The following is a 19,599-nucleotide window of genomic DNA, read 5'->3' as shown; positions in this document are numbered from 1 at the left end:
GACGGGAAGGGCGGGGTGGCCGGAGTGGGGCTCACCTACGACCTGATTGAACGGCACCGGGACACCCAACCCTGGACGGTGTCGGTGGTGGTGCGCAGGACGTGGACGGACGCGGGGGCTCGCACGGACGTATCCTTCGACGTGACGGTGCCGCTGGCGATGTTCTTTGGGACCCGGATCCCCGCCCCCGAGGACGGAGGGGCGTCTTCGGAGTAGCCCCCGGGCGGACCCCGTACTATGGGAGGTCCACCATGAACTTCGAGCTGACCGACATCCAGCGCGAGATCCAGCGGCTGTGCCGCGAGTTCGCCGCCAAGGAGCTCATCCCCAACGCCCGCAAGTGGGACGAACAGCACGCGTGGCCCACGGACGCGGTGAAGAAGCTGGCGGAGCTTTCGCTGCTGGGCATCGCCGTTCCGGAGGAGTGGGGCGGGGCGGGCCTGGACAACGTCTGTTACGCCATCGCGATGGAGGAGATTTCGCGCGGCTGCGCCTCCACCGGCGTGATCATGAGCGTGAACAACTCGCTCTACTGCGACCCGGTGTCCAAGTTCGGCACCCCCGAGCAGAAGGAGCAGTTCCTCAAGCCCTTCGCCAGCGGTGAGAAGCTCGGCTGCTTCGGCCTCACGGAGCCGGAGGCTGGCAGCGACGCCGCCGCCCAGAAGACCGTCGCCGTGAAGCGGGGCGACGAGTACATCATCAACGGCTCCAAGAACTGGATCACCAACGGCCCCAAGGCCGACGCCATCGTCCTCATCACGATGACGAACCGGGAAGCGGGCAACAAGGGCATCACCGCCTTCCTCGTGCCCACCAACACCCCCGGCTTCACCCGCGCCGAGCCCGACAAGAAGATGGGCATCAGCGCCGCGTGGTCCTGCTCCATGTTCTTCGAGGACATGCGCGTGCCGGAGAAGTACCGCCTGGGCAAGGAGGGCGAGGGCTTCAAGGTCGCCATGTCTACCCTGGACGGCGGCCGCATCGGCATCGCGTCCCAGGCGCTGGGCATCGCGCGCGCGGCCTTCGAGGAGGCGGTGCGCTACTCGGGTGAGCGCAAGACGTTCGGCAAGCCCATCCGCGACCACCAGGCCATCCAGTTCATGATCGCCGACATGGCCATGGAGATCGACGCGGCCCGCCTGCTGGTGTGGCGCGCGGCGCTGATGAAGGACAAGGGCGTGCGCCACAGCCCTGAGAGCGCCATGGCCAAGCTCTACGCCAGCGAGATGGCCAGCCGCGTGGCCAACAAGGCCCTGCAGATCCACGGCGGCATGGGCTACAGCAAGGAGATGGACGCCGAGCGCCACGTGCGCGACGCGCGCATCACCGAAATCTACGAGGGGACGAGCGAGATCCAGCGCATCGTCATCTCCGCCAACCTGCTGAAGGAGTAGTCACCCGGCCATGAAGCGCGCACTCCTCCCCGTGCTGTTCCTGTCCCTGGGCCTGGCGTCCCCACTGGCGCTCGCCCAGGGCTCGTCGAAGAAGAAGTCCTCGGCTCCGGCCAAGACCCAGGCGGCGACCCAGTCGGATCCGGAGTCCGCCCCGGCCAAGGCGCCCGCGCCCAAGAAGGACGACGGGCTGGACGTCAGCAAGCTGCCCTTCACCCCGGACTCCATCCGCCAGGTGATGGCCCACCACACGCCTCGCATCCAGGAGTGCTACGAGGACCACATGGTGGAGAAGGACAAGAAGGTGGAGGGCGTGCTCCGGACCACCTTCACCATCACCGCCGAAGGCACCGTGCGCAGCGCCAAGGTGGACAAGTTCGGCAGCACGCTGAAGGACGCGGGCCTCAACGACTGCGTGATCGCGGTGCTGTCGTCCATGGACTTCCCCAAGCCCCCGGACGGCCGCGACCACCCCATCGAGTACCCGTTCAACCTCAAGGCCATCGATTAGCGCCCGCAGCGCTCTTCAGGACACCGCGCCCGTGAACTTCGACCTCAGCGAGACCCAGACGCTCATCCGCGACACCGCGCGCAAGTTCGCCCGCGAGCGCGTGGCCCCGCACGCCCGCGCCGCGGACCGCGAGGAGCGCTTCGACCCGGAAGTCTTCAAGGCCCTGGCCGAAGTGGGCCTGCTGGGCGTGAACCTCCCGGGCCGCTACGGCGGCGCGGAAGCGGGCGTCGTGTCCTACGCGCTGGCCATGATGGAGATGGCCGCCGCGGACGCCTCCGTGGCCGTGGCCATGGCCGTCACCAACATGTGCGGGGAGCTCATCCACGCCGTGGGCACCGACGCGCAGCGGGAGAAGTTCGTCCCGAAGATCACGTCGGGTGAGGCCATCGTCGGCGCGTTCGCGCTGAGCGAGCCGCACGCGGGCTCCGACCCCGGCGCCATGCGCACCACCGCCGTGAAGCGCGGCGACGTGTACGTGCTCAACGGCAGCAAGCAGTGGATCACCTCCGGCGCCTACGCGGGCGTCATCGTCGTCTGGGCCCGCACGGGACAGTCCGGCAACAAGGGCCTGTCCTGCTTCATCGTGGAGGGCGGCGCGAAGGGCCTCCACGTGGGCAAGCACGAGGACAAGATGGGCCTGCGCGCGTCCAACACCGTGGGGCTCACCTTCGAGGACTGCGAAGTGCCCGCGGCCAACCTCCTGGGCAAGGAGGGCGACGGGTTCCGCCTGGCCATGATGGCGCTGGACGGCGGGCGCATTGGCATCGCGGCGCAGGCGTGCGGCACGGGCCGCGCGGCGCTGGAAGCGGCCGTGTCCTACACCAAGGACCGCAAGGCCTTTGGCCAGGCCGTGGCGGACCTCCAGGGCCCGCGCTTCATGATGGCGGACATGCGCACACAGCTGGACGCGGCCGAGCTGCTGACCCTGCGCGCGGCCGCCCTCAAGGAGGCCGGCCAGCCGTTCACCCGCGAGGCCTCCATGGCGAAGCTGTTCGCCAGCGAGATGAGCAACAAGGTCGCGGACAAGGCCGTGCAACTGCACGGGGGCTACGGTTACATCGACGAGTTCCCGGTCGAGCGTTACTTCCGGGATGCCCGCGTGCAGACCATCTACGAGGGCACCAGCGAGGTGCAGCGGATGGTCATTGCCCGGGAAACATTCCGGCAACAGGGGTAGGCGCTCCGCTTGTCCCACCTGGGGCGAGCGGGCAGGGGGCACCGGCAGGGTAGGACAGATGCGGACGCTGCCGGGCGTTCATAGAACACGGATCACCATCCTGGTGCGGCGCCCCTCTTGACTCCTGGAAACCCAGGTGTCTAGGGTGCGCGGCTTCCAACCAGCCTTGCGTCCCTGTTCGAGGGACAATCGCGGTTTCCCGTCGCTCCCCGCAGGCGGCCGCGCACCCATTCCAACAGGGGGCAGTTGTACCGTTCCAAGGACTTCCACTTCATGCAGCAGAACGTGAACCAGCAGATCGACGGCGGTGACGAAGACTTCGCGGCGATGTTCGAGGCCTCGCTCAAGGAGCGTGGCGGCGACGGAATCCTGAAGGAAGGCGAGATCGTCAAGGGCACGGTCGTGCAGGTGACGAAGGATTTCGCGATCGTGGACATCGGCTACAAGTCCGAGGGTCAGGTCCCGATCTCCGAGTTCACCAATCCCCGCGGGGAAGTCACCGTCAAGGCCGGTGACCCCGTCGAGGTCCTCCTGGAGAGCCGCGAGAACGACACCGGCATGGTCGTCCTCTCCAAGGAGAAGGCCGACAAGATGCGCATCTGGGACGAGATCTCCGCCGCGTGCGAGCGTGATGAGATCGTCAAGGGCACCATCGTCGGACGCGTGAAGGGCGGCCTCTCCGTCGACATCGGCGTGAAGGCGTTCCTCCCCGGCTCCCAGGTCGACATCCGCCCTGTGCGCAACCTTGATCAGTACATCTCGAAGGAATTCGAGTTCAAGGTCATCAAGTTCAACAAGAAGCGCGGCAACATCGTCCTCTCTCGCCGCGTGCTGCTGGAGAAGCAGCGCGAGGAGATGAAGAAGGAGACCCTCAAGAACCTCAAGGAGGGTGCGGTCCTCAAGGGCGTCGTCAAGAATCTCACGGACTACGGCGCCTTCATCGACCTCGGCGGCATCGACGGCCTGCTGCACATCACCGACATGTCCTGGGGCCGCATCGGTCACCCCAGCGAGATGTTCAACGTCGGTGACGAAGTGCGCGTCGTCGTCCTCAAGTTCGACCCCGCGCAGGAGCGCGTCAGCCTGGGCCTCAAGCAGATCCAGGAGGACCCGTGGCACCGCGCCGACGAGAAGTACCCCGTCGGTACGCGCGTCGCCGGCAAGGTCGTGTCCATCACGGACTACGGCGCGTTCATCGAGATCGAGCAGGGCGTGGAGGGCCTGGTGCACGTGTCCGAGATGTCCTGGACCAAGCGCCTCAAGCACCCGTCCAAGATCCTGGAGGTCGGCCAGACGGTGGAGGCCGTCGTCCTCGACATCGATCCGAAGGCCAAGCGCATCGCGCTGGGCATGAAGCAGATCGAGCAGAACCCCTGGACGCTGCTCGAGGACAAGTACCCGATCGGCTCCGTCATCAAGGGCCAGATCCGCAACGTCACCGACTTCGGCGTGTTCGTCGGCGTCGAGGAGGGCGTGGACGGCCTGGTGCACGTGTCCGACATCTCCTGGACCCAGCGCATCAAGCACCCGGGCGAGATGTTCAAGAAGGGCGACGAGGTCGAGGCGGTGGTCCTCAACATCGACGTCGAGAACGAGCGCTTCAGCCTGGGCATCAAGCAGCTCCAGCCGGACCCCTGGGAGACCCTCTCCGAGCGCCTGCCCGTGGGCAGCCGCGTGAAGGGCAAGGTCACCAAGGTCACCGACTTCGGCGCGTTCGTGGAGATCGAGCCGGGCATCGAGGGCCTCGTCCACGTCTCCGAGCTGAAGGAAGAGCGCGTGGAGAACCCCCGCGACGTGGTGAGCGAGGGCCAGGATGTCGAGGTGAAGCTCATCGACATCAACACCCCGGACCGCAAGGTGGCGCTGTCCATCAAGGCGCTCATCGGCGAGGGCGAGGACTACCGCGAGTACCTGCGCAAGCAGGCCGAGGGTTCCAAGGCCCGCCTGGGCGACGTCATGGCCTCCAAGCTGAAGAAGTAATCAGCCCAACGTCCTGACGTGAATAGCGGCCGGGTTCCCTGCGGGGAGCCCGGCCGTTTCCATTTGATTCGGCCGAAACCGCCCGTGATAAGTGCCTTCCGGCGCTTTTCTCTTTTACAGATGGTCCCCCTCTCCAGGAGGCAATTCCATGGCTCGTGAAGTCGTCATCGTGGGCGCGGCCCGTACCCCCATCGGCTCCTTCCAGGGAGCGCTGTCCAAGCTCACCGCTCCCCAGCTGGGCGCCATCGCCATCAAGGCGGCGCTGGAGCGCGCGGGCGTGAAGCCGGAGGCCGTGCAGGAGGTCATCATGGGCTGCGTCCTGCAGGCGGGCGTGGGCCAGGCCCCGGCGCGTCAGGCCACCATCTTCGCGGGCCTCCCGGACACCGTCCCGGCCGTCACGCTGAACAAGGTCTGTGGCTCCGGCCTCAAGGCCGTGATCGCCGCGGCGCAGTCCATCGCGCTGGGTGACGCGGACGTCGTCGTCGCGGGCGGCATGGAGTCCATGTCCAACGCGCCCTACCTGAGCCACACCATGCGCGGCGGTTCCCGCATGGGCAACGTGGAGTTCAAGGACGCGATGATCAGCGACGGCCTCTGGGACGTGTACGGCAACGTCCACATGGGCAACTGTGCCGAGGAGTGTGCCACCTCCCAGGGCATCAGCCGCGCGCAGCAGGACGAGTTCGCGCTGGAGTCCACGCGCCGCGCCATCCAGGCCCAGAAGGAAGGCCTGTTCGCCGCGGAGATCGTCCCCGTGCAGATTCCCGGCAAGAAGCCGGATGAGTTCACCACCGTCTCCGAGGACGAAGGCCCCAAGAACGCCAAGCCGGACAAGATCCCGGGCCTGAAGCCGGTGTTCAAGAAGGACGGCACCGTGACGGCCGCCAACGCGTCCTCCATCAACGACGGCGCCGCGGCGCTGGTGCTGATGAGCGAGGAGAAGGCGAAGGCCGAAGGCCGCACCATCCTGGGCCGCATCAAGGGCTACGCGCAGGCCGCCCGCAAGCCGGTGGAGTTCACCATCGCGCCGGCGGACGCCATCAACACGCTGCTCAAGAAGCAGAACGTGACGGCCAAGGACGTGGACCTCTGGGAGATCAACGAGGCCTTCTCCGTGGTGTCCATCGCCAACAACAAGATCCTCGGCCTGGACCCGTCCAAGGTGAACGTGCGCGGCGGCGCGGTGGTGCTGGGCCACCCGATTGGCGCTTCCGGTGCGCGCGTGCTCGTCACGCTGCTCCAGACGCTGAAGGACCAGGACAAGAAGCGCGGCGTGGCGTCGCTGTGCATCGGCGGCGGCGAAGGCATCGCGCTGATGGTCGAGCGCTGAGGACACGGCCCGCATGAACAAGGTCTACGCGAGCGCGGATGAGGCGGTCGCCGACATCCCGGACAACATCACCCTCATGAGTGGTGGGTTCGGGCTGTGCGGCAACCCCGAGAACCTCATCACGGCCCTGCACAAGAAGAACGTGAAGGGCCTCACCATCATCTCCAACAACTGCGGCACCACGGAGCTGGGGCTGGGCATCCTCCTGCAGAACAAGCAGGTGAAGAAGATGGTCGCCAGCTATGTGGGGGAGAACAAGGAGTTCGAGCGGCAGTTCCTCTCCGGTGAGCTGGAGGTGGAATTGAATCCGCAGGGCACGCTCGCGGAGCGCATCCGCGCCGGGGGCTGCGGCATTGGCGGGTTCTTCACGCCGACGGGCGCGGGCACCCAGGTGGCGGAGGGCAAGGAGTCGCGCATGATCGACGGGCGGCTCCACGTCCTGGAGACGCCGCTGAAGGCCGACTTCGCCATCGTCCACGCGTGGAAGGCGGACACCTGGGGCAACCTGGTGTTCCACAAGACGGCGCGGAACTTCACCCCCATGATGTGCATGGCCGCCAAGGTCACCATCGTGGAGGCGGAGCACATCGTGCAGCCGGGCGAGCTGGACCCGGACCTGGTGCACATCCCGAGCATCTTCGTGCACCGCATCGTGCAGGCGCAGAACCTCCAGAAGTGGATCGAGCGGCGGACCGTCCGCAAGAAGGCGTCCTGAGCCATGCCCCTGACTCGTGAACAGATCGCGCAGCGCATCGCCCAGGAGCTCAAGGACGGCTTCTACGTCAACCTGGGCATCGGCATCCCCACGCTCGTGCCGAACTACATCCCGCCCGGGGTGGAGGTGGTGCTCCAATCGGAGAACGGCCTGCTCGGCATCGGGCCGTATCCGGAGGAGGGGAGCGAGGACCCGGACCTCATCAACGCGGGCAAGGAGACGGTGACGGTGGTGAAGGGCTCCGCCTTCTTCGACTCCGCGCTGTCCTTCGGGATGATCCGCGGCGGCCACATCGACCTGGCCGTGCTGGGCGCCATGGAGGTCAGCGAAGAAGGCGACCTGGCCAACTGGATGATCCCCGGCAAGATGGTGAAGGGCATGGGCGGCGCCATGGACCTGGCCGTGGGTGCCAAGCGCATCTACGTGGCCATGGAGCACGCCAACAAGGACGGGCAGCCCAAGATCCTGAAGAAGTGCTCGCTGCCGCTGACGGGCCTGAAGTGCGTGCACCACATCGTCACGGACCACGCGTTCATGGACGTGACGCCGGAGGGGCTGGTCCTCCGCGAGCTGGCACCCGGACTGACGGTGGAACGGGTGCAGCAGCTCACCGAGCCGAAGCTGAAGATCGCGCCCGACCTGCGCGAGATGAAGTTCCAGGCCTGACGTTGGGTGCTAGGGTGCGCTTCCGTTTCCCCCTCCAGTTCTGGAGGCGGGCGGAAGCCACCTTCCCCCGGGGAACGGAGCCCATCATGGCCGACACTTCGGAGAAGCCCGTCCCCGCGCCTCGCGCGCACCGCATCGACCATGAGCTGCCCGTGGCGTACCGCACGGTGGCGGGCTTCGTGACGGACTGGGCGGTGAACCTGTCGCGCGGAGGGCTCTACATCAACACGCAGCAGCCCCTGGCGGTGGGCACGGTGGTGCGCCTGCTGGTGTCGCTGCCGGGTGCCAGCTTCCCGGTGGACCTGTCGGGGAAGGTGACCCGCACCAACGCCCAGGGGACGCCGGGGTCCGAGGTGCCGGGGATGGCGGTGGAGTTCCTGGACGTTGACGACGAGAAGCGGTCGCGCATCGAAGCGTTCGTGGAGCGCCTGCGGGAAGCCCTGCCGGCGGACGAGCGTGGCAGTGCGACCCGGAAGTAGGGCGGCCCCACCCAGGCGGCCCCCGCGAGTGCGCCTGCGATGACGACGCTGCCCGAAGCCCCCATTGAACTGACGATTGAACGGCTGGGCCAGCTCGGGGAGGGCGTGGCCTCGTGGGAGGGGCGCACCGTCTTCGTGCCCGGCGCCTTCCCCGGCGACACCGTGCGCGTCCGCCTGGAGGTCCAGGGCAAGGTCCTGCGCGGGCTCCTGGGCCAGGTGCTGGCGGATGGGGCGGAGCGCGTCACGTCGCGCTGCGTGTACTCCGACGCGTGCGGCGGCTGTGACTGGCTGGAGCTGTCCGTGCCGGCGCAGCGCTCCGCGAAGCAGGAGATCGTCCTGTCCACGCTGGAGCACCTGGGCCGCCTGAAGCGCTCGGCCTTCACCGTTCGGCCGTTGATGGTGGCGCCTCGCGACTGGGGCTATCGCCGCCGCGCGGTGCTGCACGGGGCGGGGAAGGGAGCGCTCGGCTACTTCGGCCGGCGCACGCACGAGCGCATCCCCGTGGACGTCTGCCCCGCGTTGACGCCGGTGCTCACGGCACTGCCCGGGAAGCTGGCCCCGCTCCTCAAGCCGCTGGCCAAGGACACCGAGGAGGTGCTGCTGCTGGCTGAGGGCGACAAGGCCGCGTTCGCGGTGAACATGAGCGGCTCCGTGACGGCTCGGCACCTGGAGGCCGCGGAGGCCGCGGTGCGCGCGCTGCGGCTGGAGGGCGCGGTGCTGGTGCCGAAGGAGGGCTCGGCGCGGCTGATTGGCCGGCCGGTGCTGCGCTCGCTGTCTCCGCTGCGTCCCGAGGTGCCGGTGTACCTGCGGCCGGATGCGTTCGCCCAGGCGCACGCGGAGGCCAACGTGGGGCTCGTCACCGCGGCCCTGTACGAATTGGGCGCGAAGGAGACGGACTCCGTGCTGGAGCTGTACTCCGGCAACGGCAACTTCACGTTCCCGCTGGCCGGGACGGCCGGGGCGGTGCTGGGCGTGGAGTCGTCTCCGGTGGGCGTGGAGCTGGCGCAGCGGAGTGCTCGCGAGGGTGGGGTGGCCAACGTGCGCTTCGTCCAGGGCGATGCGCGCAAGGTGTGCGACGGGCTGGTGGCGGAGGGGCGCTCGTTCGACCTGTGCCTCGCGGATCCGCCTCGGGCCGGTGCGCCGGGCCTGGCGAAGTGGATGCGCGCGTTGAACGTGCGCCGGGTCGTGTACGTGGCGTGCGACCCGGCCTCGCTGGCGCGCGACGCGGCGGGGCTGGTGGAGGCCGGTTACAAGCCCGTGGCTCTCCAGGTGGTGGACATGTTCCCGCAGACGCACCACGTGGAAGCGGTGATGTCCTTCGAACGGGAGGCCTGACGCCATGGACGCGCGCATCGTCGAGTTCGCGGAAGTGCTTCGCCAGAACGGTGTCCGCGTCAGTACGTCCGAGGTGCAGGACGCCCTGCGCGCCACCGCCGAGGTGGGCGTCCAGGACCGCGCGCTGTTCCGCTCCGTGCTGCGCACCACGCTGGTGAAGCGCGAGCTGGACGTGGAGACCTTCCGCCGCGCGTTCGACTTCTACTTCTCCGGCGCGGCCCGCACGTTCGAGGCCATTGACGCATCGCTGGCGAAGCAGCTGGAGGACGAGGGCTATCTGGAGGGCGACCTGCTGAAGATGGTCATCTACCAGATGAACCTCCTGGCTCCGGAGATGTCCCCGCTGGCGCAGGCCATCCTCGCGGGCGACCGCGCGCGGCTGGCGCAGATCTTCCGTCAGGCGTCGCTCCAGCTGGACATGGGCCAACTGGAGAGCCCGCTGCAGACGGGGTTCTTCACGCGGCGGATGCTCGCGGGCGCGGGCATGGAGCGGGCGCGCTCCGACCTCAAGTCGCTGGAGGACGAGCTGAAGGCTCGCGGGCTCCATGCGGAAGGGGTGGAGATCGTCTCGCGCCACGTCGCCGCGGCGATGCGCAAGATTGAAGACGCCGCGCGCGCGGAGGTGAAGCGCCAGTCCGAGGCTCGCATCCGCCGGCGCACGGACTCCGTCACGGAGAAGCCGCTGCACCTGCTCACGCAGGCGGAGGTGGACCAGATGGAGGCCGCCGTCCGCACGCTGGCGGAGAAGCTCAAGAGCCGGATGATCCGCAAGCAGCGCTCGCACCGGCGCGGGTCGCTCAACGTGCAGCGCACGCTGCGCCGGAACATGCCCTGGGACGGCGTGCCCATGGTGCCCGTGTTCCGCACCCGCCGGCCGGAGCGCCCGGAGCTGGTGGTGCTCTGCGACGTGTCCGACTCCGTGCGCAACGCATCCCGGATGATGCTGCTGTTCATGCACACGCTGCAGTCGCTGTTCGTGCGCGTGCGCTCGTTCGTCTTCGTGTCCGACGTGGGCGAAGTGACCCCGTTCTTCAAGGACCTGGACGTGAGCGAGGCCATCGACGCGGCGACCGCCGGGCGCACCGTGTCCATGAGCGCGAACTCCAACTACGGCCGTGCGCTGGCGGACTTCTCGCGCGACCACCTGGGCAGCATCACGCGCCGCACCACCGTGATGATCATTGGCGACGGCCGCAACAACTACAACGCGAGCAACGCCTGGGCCCTGAAGGACCTGAAGCGCAAGGCCAAGCGCGTGCTGTGGATCTGCCCCGAGGACCGGGGCAACTGGGGCATCGGCGACAGCGAGATGCTCACCTACGAGAAGCACTGCACCCAGGCCGTGGTCGTCACCTCCGTGTCGGACCTGGCCCGCATCGCGGAACAGCTCGTCCCCGTCTGAAAACCCCTTCGCTCCAAAGTTTCAGAGGAGAGCCCCATGGCCCCGTCCTTCTTCGACGACTACCAGGACGTCCCCAACGTGGAGACCGGCGCGGACTTCGACGCCGCCGACGACCGCACGCTGCGCATGGCGTCCCGGCCGGTGGACAAGGCGCTGCTCGACCAGCTGGTCCGCTACCAGGAGACCTTCCTGGCGCACGTGGAGGCGGACGCAGGCCCCGAGGCCATGGCCCGGGCGCAGACGGCGGCCCTGGGCGCCAGCGGCCTGGACGTGAAGGCGGCGGAGTGGGGGAGCGCGGTCCTCCGGGCCTTTGGCGGGCGGCGGTGGACGCTGCAGCGGCTGCGCTCGAAGCTGACGGAGCTGGAATCCCGCTCCGGGCCGGAGGCGGAGGAGGTGCGCAAGCGCGTCCGGGACGAGCTGGTGAAGCAGGAGCGGGAGACGGACGCCCTGGGCCGGCGGTACGGCGTGGAGACTCTGGCCCTGCTCCGGGAGCGCGAGGCGGAGGTGGTGGCCCTGCACACCCGGCTCACGAAGGTGCTCAGCCGGGGATGACCCGGCGTGTCCGCCCGGTTGCATTCCGCGTCCGGGCGTCGCATAACGGCCCGTTTTCCTTCAAGGCCTACCCATGAAGCGCTACTTCATCCACACCTTCGGCTGCCAGATGAACGTCAACGACTCGCTCCGCATGAGCGAAGCGTTGTCGAAGATGTCCTACGTCCCCACGCCGGAGCCGGACAACGCGGACCTCATCATCCTCAACACCTGCTCCATCCGGGAGAAGGCCGAGGACAAGATGCTGTCCGCGCTGGGGCGCTACCGCGCGGTGAAGGCCAGCCGCGGAGCCATCCTGGGCGTGGGCGGCTGCGTGGCCCAGCAGGAGAAGGACAAGCTGCTGAAGAAGGTCCCGTACCTGGACTTCGTCTTCGGCCCGGACAACATCGCGAAGCTGCCGGAAGTCATCGCCCGCGTGCAGGACGCCCGCGAGCGCGTGGTGGAGACGGCCTTCGTGGACTCCGAGGAGTACGTCTTCCCGCGCGCCGACGCGGAGACGTCCCGCGGCAAGGTGACCGAGTTCGTCACCGTGATGAAGGGCTGCGACAACGTCTGCTCGTTCTGCATCGTCCCGCACACCCGTGGCCGCGAGGTGAGCCGCAACTTCCCGGAGGTGCTCAACGAGGTGGCGGACCTGGCCGGCGTGGGCCTGCGCGAAGTCACGCTCATCGGGCAGAACGTCAACTCGTACCTGGGCGGCATCAGCTTCGCGCAGCTGCTCCTTCGCACCGCGGAGGTGCCGGGCATCGAGCGCGTGCGCTTCACCACCAGCCACCCGCATGACCTGTCGGACGAGCTGATCGAAGCCTTCCGCGTGCAGCCGAAGATCGCCCCGCACTTCCACCTGCCGGTGCAGTGCGGCAGCGACCGCATCCTGAAGATGATGCGCCGCGACTACACCGTCGAGCAGTACATGGAGCGGCTGGAGAAGCTGCGCGCCGCGCGGCCCGGCATCGCCATCACCACGGACATCATCGTGGGCTTCCCCGGAGAGACCGAGGAAGAGTTCGAGATGACGATGCAGCTCACGGAGCGGGTGAAGTACGACAACCAGTTCTCCTTCGTGTACAGCCCGCGCCCCAAGACGGGCGCCGCGCTGCGCGAGAAGGACTGGGGTCCCATCCCGCACGAGGTGAAGGTGGCCCGGCTGGAGCGGCTGCAGAAGCTGCAGCGGCGCATCAGCGGCGAGTACACCCAGGCGCAGGTGGGGCTGGACGTGGAGGTCCTGGTCGAGGGGCGCTCGCGCTACGACGCCACCAAGCGCTTTGGCCGCACGCCGGAGAACCGCACCGTGAACTTCGAGGGCGACGCTCCCGCGGGCTCCATCGTGAAGGTGCACGTGGAGCGCGCGACGCCGAACCAGCTCGGTGGCAAGCAGGTGGCGGTGCTTCAGTCCCCCACCGTGGCGCCGCTGCCGGTGGAGCTGCCCGTGCCGCTGCATGTCCCGGCGGAGGCCTGACGCCTCCCGCCGCTGTCCCGCCGTCGGAGGTACCACCATGGCGTTGAGGCCGTTTCGCGGGGTCTCCCCCCGCGTCCACCCGAGCTGCTTCGTCGAGGACTCCGCCCAGGTGGTGGGCGATGTGGAGCTGGGCGAGGACTCGTCCATCTGGTTCAACTCTGTGCTGCGCGGGGACGTGAACGCCATCCGCATCGGCAAGCGCACCAACATCCAGGACCTCACCATGGTGCATGTCACCAGCCAGGGTGACTCCACGACGGTGGGGGACGACTGCACGGTGGGCCACCGGGTCATCCTCCACGGGTGCCTCGTGGGCCACCGGGTGCTGGTGGGCATGGGCGCCATCCTGATGGACGGCGTGGAGGTGGGGGACGACTGCATCATCGGCGCTGGCACGCTGCTGACGCCCGGGACGAAGATTCCCCCGGGGACGCTGGTGGTGGGCTCGCCCGGCAAGGTGAAGCGCCCCATCCACGACGGCGAACGCGAGTTCCTGGTGCAGTCCGCCCTCCACTACGTGCACACCGCCGCCGAACACCGCGCCAGCCGCTGACGCTGCCGCGTTGTGCGTGTTAGGAACACCCCATGGCTCTCGTGCCCGAGACGACCCTGAAGGCCTGTCCGCTCTTCAAGGGCTTCACCGACACCGGCATCTCCATCTTCGCGGCGGCGTCCGTGTCGCGCGCCTTCCCCAAGGGGACGGCGCTGTTCACCGAGGGCAAGCCGGGGGACTCGCTGCTGATCGTCGGCGAGGGCACCGTGCGGCTGAGCGCCCGGAGCCCCTCGGGCGAGGACGTGGCCCTGGGTGAAGTCACCGTCGGGGAACCCCTGGGCGAACTGGCGCTCGTGCAGAAGGGGGAGCGGCTGTGCTCCGCCACCGCGCAGACGGATGTGATGGCGCTGGAGATCCGCTCGGCGGACTTCCAGAAGCTGCTCGCCGCGAAGCCGCAGGCCTGCATCAAGCTGTTGATGGGCATCGTCAGCCACTTCGGGGCGAAGGCCCGGGACAACCGGGACATGCTGCGCACGCTCGTGGCGCGGGCTCCCGGAACCTGACCGACTGTCGGACAGGTCGCGCGGGGATCCTGCTGGGAGGCCGGACGCACGGGAGTTCCTGCCACCCGCACCCGGGGTGGTTACTGTCCTCGCCTGGAGGCCCCCCGGGCTCTTACGGTGTCGCACACCGTAGGTGTGGGTAGACAGAAGGCCGAGGGCTTTCGTGATGGGGCGCGGACGCTTGAGGTGGGAAGCTGGGCGGCCGGAGTTTTCAACTGTCGCACCCGGTTGATGGCTGGGTGATGGACGGGCTGGCCCGGGTGGTTGCCGAGCGGCCCTTCGGAAGTGATTGGACGGAACGACGCGTGGAAGAACTGCTCACCAACCTGCTCGGTAACTCCCAGGGCCTCTTCGCCTACCTGACCGTGTTCGCCATCCTGGTGGCGTGCGGTCTGGGCGTGCCGCTGCCGGAGGACATCTCGCTCATCCTCGGTGGGTTCCTGGCGCACAAGGGCGCGGCCCACCTGCCGGTGATGATGGCGGTGGGGTTCTTCGGCATCCTGGTGGGTGACAGCCTCATCTACCTGGCGGGGCGCCGGCTGGGCACGCGGCTGGGGCGCGACCCGGGGGCGAAGGGTGGAGGGTTCTTCTCCAAGATCGTCACGCCGGAGAAGCGGGCGAAGGTGGAGTCGCTCTTCGTCACGCACGGCCAGAAGATCGTGATGATCGCCCGCTTCATGCCGGGCGTGCGCGCGGTGACGTACTTCACCGCGGGCTCCGTGCACATGCCCTACTGGCGCTTCATCCTGTGGGACGGGCTGGCGGCGCTCCTGTCCGCGCCGGTGTTCGTGTGGCTCGGGTTCCACTTCGGTGGCGAGCTGGACATGGTCATCCGCAAGCTGAAGGACGGCCAGGTCGTGGTGATGGGCTCGCTGGCGGTGCTGGCGGTGGGCTACTTCCTCTACCGCCGCCGTAGGAACGCGAAGCTCGAGGCGGAGGCGGCCGCCAAGGCGCAGATGACGCCGGTGGCCCTGCCGCCCGTGCCGGAGACGCTGGACAACAGCGTGTCGGCGACGCGCGCGCCCAGCCCCAGCGCCTTCTTCGACGTGCCCGCCGACAAGGCGCCCGCGTCCGAACCGGACCTGAACGCGCACAAGTAGCGGCTGCGCTTCGGTGACGCGGTCCACGGACCCCGCCCCCTCGAAGGAGGGAGCGGGGTTCTTCGTTGCGGGGCGCGGGTTACGCCTTGCTCGGGTCGCGGAGCGCCTTCGCCAGCAGCTCCGCCACCGCCTGCACCACCGGCTCGCGCAGCAGCGTGTAGTGGTTGCCCGGCAGGCGGTGCGACTCCAGCCGGTCTCCCACGAGCGCCGTCCAGCCGCCGTCTCCCGTGCCTGTGTCGTCGGCGGGGTCGTCCGCCTGGATGCGCAGCACCCGCTGATCCATCGCGGGCGGGTGATAGCGCCGGGCTGCTTCGAGGTTGGCCTCGAAGACCTGGAAGAGGGCCGTGGCGTTCACGGCGTCCACGCCGGGCGGCAGGGCGCCAGTCCGGGCCGAGGCCTCCAGCACCGTCGCGAGCGCCGCGTCGGGCTCCTGGGTCGCCAGCTCCGCCGTGTCCACGTCCAGGTCCGCCAGCGACACGCCCATCAGGTCCTGCGCGAACAGGCCTACCGCCAGCGTGCGGTCCAGGTTCGGCTCCGTGTCCGGCACCGTCTCCGGCACGTACGAGTCGATCATCGCCACCAGCTCCACCGCTTCACCCGCCTCGCGGAGCTGGTACGCCATCTCGTACGCGATGACGCCGCCCAGGGACCAGCCGCCCAGGTGGTACGGGCCCGTGGGCTGGACCTTCCGCAGCGCCCGCACGTAGCTGGCGGCCAGGGCCTCCACGGTGTCCAGCGGTTCGGTTTCGCCGTCCAGGCCCCGGGCCTGGAGGCCGTAGAAGGGCTGATCCGGTCCCAGCCTCCGCGCGAGCTCCGCGTAGGCCAGCACGTTGCCGCCCACAGGGTGCACGCAGAAGAACGGCGTGCCAGTGCCCGTGCCTTCCTTCGTGAAGGGCACCAGCGGAGTGAAGGGCTTCGGCTCCTCGGGCTCGACCGCGACTTCGCCCAGCAGTACCGCGAACCGCTCCACGCTGGGGGCTTGGAAGAGGGTGGAGAGTGGGAGCTTCCGGCCCGTCTCCCGGGCCACCGCCGCCATCAGTCGCACCGCGAGGAGCGAGTGCCCGCCCAGCTCGAAGAAGCTGGTGCGCACGTCCACCGCGGCCACGCCCAGCGCTTCGGCCCAGAGGCGCTCGAGCATGGCTTCACGCTCGTCCCTGGGGCCGACCCGCGCTTCGGTGCTCGTGGCTTCGTCCAACGGAGCCGGGAGCGCCGCGCGGTCCACCTTGCCGTTCGGTGTCAGCGGGAGCACCGGCAGCGCGACGTAGACGGCCGGCACCATGTAGTCCGGCAGCGAGCGCTGGAGGTGGCTTCGGAGCGGGGCGGTATCCACTTCCGGCGCCACGTACGCCACCAGCCGCTGCACGCCCGGCACGTCCTCGCGCACCAGCACCATCGCGTCGCGGATGCCTGGATGCGTGCGCAGCGCGGCTTCGACTTCACCCGGCTCGATGCGGTAGCCGCGCAGCTTCACCTGGAAGTCCACGCGCCCCATGAAGTCGAGCGTCCCGTCCTGCTTCCAGCGGACCCGGTCGCCCGAGCGGTACAGGCGGGCTCCACGCTCCGTGCTGAAGGGGTGGGGGATGAAGCGCTCCGCCGTGAGGTCCGGCCGGTTCCGGTAGCCGCGCGCCAGGCCTTCGCCCGCGATGTACAGCTCACCCGGGACGCCCACGGACACGGGATTCAGGTTCGCGTCCAGGACGTACACGCCCACGTTGAGCATCGGCCGGCCGATGACCGGTGCCGGCAGCGACGTGCCCTGGATGCACTCGGTGGTCGATGCGACGGTGCCTTCGGTGGGGCCGTAGGCGTTGTAGGCCCGCGTACGTCCCGTCGCCGCGAGCCTGCGCCACGTCACCTCGTCCATCGCCTCACCGCCGATGAAGCAGATGGACGGCACGTGGGGCTGCTCCAGGAAGCCCGCCTCCAGCAGCAGCTTGAACAGCGACGGCGTGCAGTCCAGCGCGTCGATGCGCCGCTGCTCCAGCCACGCGAGCATCGCCTCCGGATCCTGCCGCACGGCCTCCGGGACGATGCACAGGCAGTGGCCGTCGCCCATCAACAGCAGCTGCGTGACGGACGCGTCGAAGTAGAGCGGACCGTTGAGGCTCACCCGCATCACCTTGGGCGCCTGCGTGTAGCAGGCCTCCGTCAGCGAACGCCGCAGGTGCGCCAGCGAGCGATGCTGGATCATCACGCCCTTGGGCATGCCCGTGGAACCCGACGTGTAGATGACGTACGCCAGATGCTCCGGCCGCACGCCCGAGCGCGGGTTGCCCGGCGAGGACGACTCGATGCGCCGCGCGTCCGTGTCCAACCGCACCACGTGCCGCACCGCTGGCTGCCATGCCTCCACCAGCGCCTGGGTGGTCAGCAGCACGGATGCGCCGCTGTTCTCCAGGATGAAGGCCTTGCGCACTTCGGGGGCCGCCGGGTCGAGCGGCACGTACGCGCCCCCCGCCTTGAGGATGCCCAGGATGGCGACGATGGCCTCTGGCGAGCGCTCCAGGCAGATCGCCACCAGCACGTCCGGGCCCACGCCCAGGTTCCGCAGGGAGTGCGCCAGCTGGTTCGCACGCACGTTGAGCTGGTGGAACGACACCGTCGTGTCGCCCATCACCACGGCGGGCGCCTTGGGCGTGCGCGTCACCTGCTGTTCGAAGCGCGTGTGGAAGGGCACGTCCGCTTCGAAGGGGGCTGTCTCGCCGCTCCACTCCTCCAGCACCCACTGGCGCTCTTCCGCCGTCAGCAGGGGCAGGGCATCCAGCGCGGCGTCCGGCTTCGCGACCGCGCCTTCCAGCAATTGGACGAGGTGCTCCGACAGCCTGCGGGCCGTGGCGGGCTCGAAGAGGTCCGTGGCGTAGGAGAGGGCGCCCTCGAAGCCCCGCTCCGTGCGGCCCAGCGTCAGGTCCAGGTCGAACTTCGTCGTGGGCAGGTCCACTTCCACCGGCAGCAGGGTCAGCTCCGGCAGGCGTACCTCCGCGTCCGGCACGTTCTGGAGCGCGAAGAGGGCCTGGATGAGCGGCGTGCGCGACAGGTCGCGAGTGGGCTGCACGGCTTCCACCAGGCGCTCGAAGGGGATGTCCTGATGCTCGTACGCGCCCAGCGTCGTGGTGCGCACCTGCGAGAGCAGCTTGCGGAACGACGGGCGTCCGTCGAACCGTGCACGCAGCACCAGCGTGTTCACGAAGAAGCCGATGAGGCCCTCCGTCTCCGCGTGGCGCCGGCCCGCGATGGACGTGCCCACCAGCAGGTCCTCCTGCCCGGAGTAGCGGTGCAGCAGCGTCTGGAACGCCGCGAGCAGCACCATGAAGGGGGTGGCGCCCTCTGCCTGTGCCAGGGCCTCCACCGCCTCACTCAGCTTCAGCGGCAGGCGCACCGGGAACGTCGCGCCCCTCGCGGAACGCTGCGGCGGACGCGGCTTGTCCGTGGGTAATGCCAGGGCTTGCGGGGCCCCGGCCAGCTGCTGCGTCCACCACGCAAGCTGCGCGTCCAGCACCTCTCCCTGGAGCCAGCCGCGCTGCCAGACGGCGAAGTCCGGGTACTGCACCGGCAACGGAGTCAGCGGCGAGGGCTGGCCCTGCCGGAAGGCTTCGTAGAGCGCGGTGACTTCGCGCACCAGGATGCTCATGGACCAGCCGTCACCAATGGCGTGGTGCATGCACAAGAGCAGCACGTGCTCCTCTGCGCCCAGCGTCAGGAGCGTGAGCCGCGCCAGCGGACCCGCGGCAAGGTCGAAGGGCGTCAGTGCGTCTTCGCTCGCGAGCCGCACCGCCTCCGCCTCACGTGCGTCGTCGGGGAGCCCCGTCAGGTCCACCACCGACAGCACTCCGGTGGGGGCAGGGTGCACGTGCTGGCGGGGTTCACCGTCGTGGGCTTCGAAGGTGGTGCGCAGCGCTTCGTGGCGCTGCACCAGCGCGTCGAAGGCCTGCTGGAGCGCGGGCACGTCCACCGCGCCGGTGAGCCGCAGCGCCGTGGGCATGTTGTAGAGCGCACTGCCAGGGTCGAGCTGATCGATGAACCACAGCCGCTGCTGCGCGAACGACAGCGGGTGCGGTCCAGGCGTCGCTGCGGGACGCAGCGGCGGCAGGGCGCTGGCTTCCGGCGCGTCCGGCAACCTTTGGGCGAGCGCCGCCACGGTGGGGGACTCGAACAGTGCCCGGACGCCGACGTCCACACCGAAGCGGGCGCGGATGCGGGAGACCAGCTGAGTGGCCAGGATTGAGTGGCCGCCCAGCTCGAAGAAGTGGTCGTTGCGTCCCACGACGGGGACGTTCAGCAGCTCTTCCCACAGCGAGGCCAGGGCCACCTCCGCGGGCGTGGCCGGGGCCACGTATGAACGCGCGGTGCGCAGCCGCGCTTCCGGTGAGGGCAGCGCCTTGCGGTCCAGCTTGCCGTTGGGCGTCAAAGGCAAGGAGGGCAGGGTGACGAAGGCCGACGGCACCATGT

The 19,599-nt window shown here is 69.0% G+C and carries 16 protein-coding genes and 1 pseudogene; 16 read left to right on the top strand and 1 reads right to left on the bottom strand.

The annotated features are described in order from the left end of the window. From D7X32_RS34315 to D7X32_RS34240, 16 genes and pseudogenes are all read left to right on the top strand, one after another. Window positions 1-216: pseudogene (locus tag D7X32_RS34315) on the top strand (hypothetical protein); the annotation flags it as partial. A 35-nt stretch (window positions 217-251) separates the two neighbouring features. Further along, entirely contained in the window at window positions 252-1,394 is a 1,143-nt protein-coding gene (locus tag D7X32_RS34310; RefSeq protein ID WP_120563240.1) for an acyl-CoA dehydrogenase, read from the top strand. Between the two features lie 10 nt (window positions 1,395-1,404). After that, the gene (locus tag D7X32_RS34305; RefSeq protein ID WP_120606786.1) at window positions 1,405-1,902 is read left to right on the top strand and encodes an AgmX/PglI C-terminal domain-containing protein; all 498 of its coding nucleotides are present in this window, start codon (window positions 1,405-1,407) and stop codon (window positions 1,900-1,902) included. A 31-nt stretch (window positions 1,903-1,933) separates the two neighbouring features. Further along, window positions 1,934-3,079, top strand: coding sequence for an acyl-CoA dehydrogenase family protein (locus D7X32_RS34300; RefSeq protein WP_120606785.1), 1,146 nt, complete (start codon window positions 1,934-1,936; stop codon window positions 3,077-3,079). Between the two features lie 273 nt (window positions 3,080-3,352). Continuing rightward, window positions 3,353-5,059 (top strand): 30S ribosomal protein S1, encoded by a 1,707-nt coding sequence (locus tag D7X32_RS34295; protein ID WP_120563302.1) that lies wholly within the window; start codon window positions 3,353-3,355, stop codon window positions 5,057-5,059. 148 nt (window positions 5,060-5,207) lie between these two features. Next, complete coding sequence (locus D7X32_RS34290; RefSeq protein WP_120606784.1) at window positions 5,208-6,389, top strand: thiolase family protein; 1,182 nt, start codon at window positions 5,208-5,210, stop codon at window positions 6,387-6,389. A gap of 13 nt (window positions 6,390-6,402) precedes the next feature. Beyond that, window positions 6,403-7,104: a CoA transferase subunit A gene (locus D7X32_RS34285; protein ID WP_120563244.1), complete on the top strand. Its 702-nt coding sequence runs from the start codon at window positions 6,403-6,405 to the stop codon at window positions 7,102-7,104. Window positions 7,105-7,107: 3 nt separating this feature from the next. Further along, entirely contained in the window at window positions 7,108-7,770 is a 663-nt protein-coding gene (locus tag D7X32_RS34280) for a CoA transferase subunit B (protein WP_120606783.1), read from the top strand. Between the two features lie 86 nt (window positions 7,771-7,856). Continuing rightward, window positions 7,857-8,249, top strand: a complete 393-nt coding sequence (locus tag D7X32_RS34275) for a PilZ domain-containing protein (protein WP_120606787.1) — start codon at window positions 7,857-7,859, stop codon at window positions 8,247-8,249. 39 nt (window positions 8,250-8,288) lie between these two features. Then, window positions 8,289-9,584: a class I SAM-dependent RNA methyltransferase gene (locus D7X32_RS34270; protein WP_120606782.1), complete on the top strand. Its 1,296-nt coding sequence runs from the start codon at window positions 8,289-8,291 to the stop codon at window positions 9,582-9,584. A 4-nt stretch (window positions 9,585-9,588) separates the two neighbouring features. Beyond that, window positions 9,589-10,986, top strand: coding sequence for a VWA domain-containing protein (locus tag D7X32_RS34265; protein WP_120606781.1), 1,398 nt, complete (start codon window positions 9,589-9,591; stop codon window positions 10,984-10,986). A gap of 36 nt (window positions 10,987-11,022) precedes the next feature. Further along, window positions 11,023-11,538, top strand: coding sequence for a hypothetical protein (locus D7X32_RS34260; RefSeq protein WP_120606780.1), 516 nt, complete (start codon window positions 11,023-11,025; stop codon window positions 11,536-11,538). 73 nt (window positions 11,539-11,611) lie between these two features. Beyond that, a complete protein-coding gene (miaB, locus tag D7X32_RS34255) occupies window positions 11,612-12,997 on the top strand; it encodes a tRNA (N6-isopentenyl adenosine(37)-C2)-methylthiotransferase MiaB (protein WP_120606779.1) in 1,386 nt (461 codons plus the stop codon). A 37-nt stretch (window positions 12,998-13,034) separates the two neighbouring features. Continuing rightward, window positions 13,035-13,550 carry a gamma carbonic anhydrase family protein gene (locus D7X32_RS34250; protein ID WP_120606778.1) on the top strand — a complete coding sequence of 172 codons (516 nt, stop codon included), beginning with the start codon at window positions 13,035-13,037 and terminating at the stop codon, window positions 13,548-13,550. A 32-nt stretch (window positions 13,551-13,582) separates the two neighbouring features. Continuing rightward, window positions 13,583-14,053: a cyclic nucleotide-binding domain-containing protein gene (locus D7X32_RS34245; protein WP_120606777.1), complete on the top strand. Its 471-nt coding sequence runs from the start codon at window positions 13,583-13,585 to the stop codon at window positions 14,051-14,053. Between the two features lie 305 nt (window positions 14,054-14,358). After that, a complete protein-coding gene (locus tag D7X32_RS34240; RefSeq protein WP_120606776.1) occupies window positions 14,359-15,153 on the top strand; it encodes a DedA family protein in 795 nt (264 codons plus the stop codon). 79 nt (window positions 15,154-15,232) lie between these two features. Here the strand turns inward: D7X32_RS34240 and D7X32_RS34235 are convergent. After that, on the bottom strand, window positions 15,233-19,599 hold a 4,367-nt coding region (locus D7X32_RS34235), incomplete at its 5' end, for a non-ribosomal peptide synthetase (RefSeq protein ID WP_147450378.1).

Source organism: Corallococcus carmarthensis (assembly GCF_003611695.1).
GTDB lineage: Bacteria > Myxococcota > Myxococcia > Myxococcales > Myxococcaceae > Corallococcus > Corallococcus carmarthensis.
The sequence above is the reverse complement of the archived record's forward strand: the minus strand, read 5'-3'. Positions and strand labels throughout refer to the sequence as shown.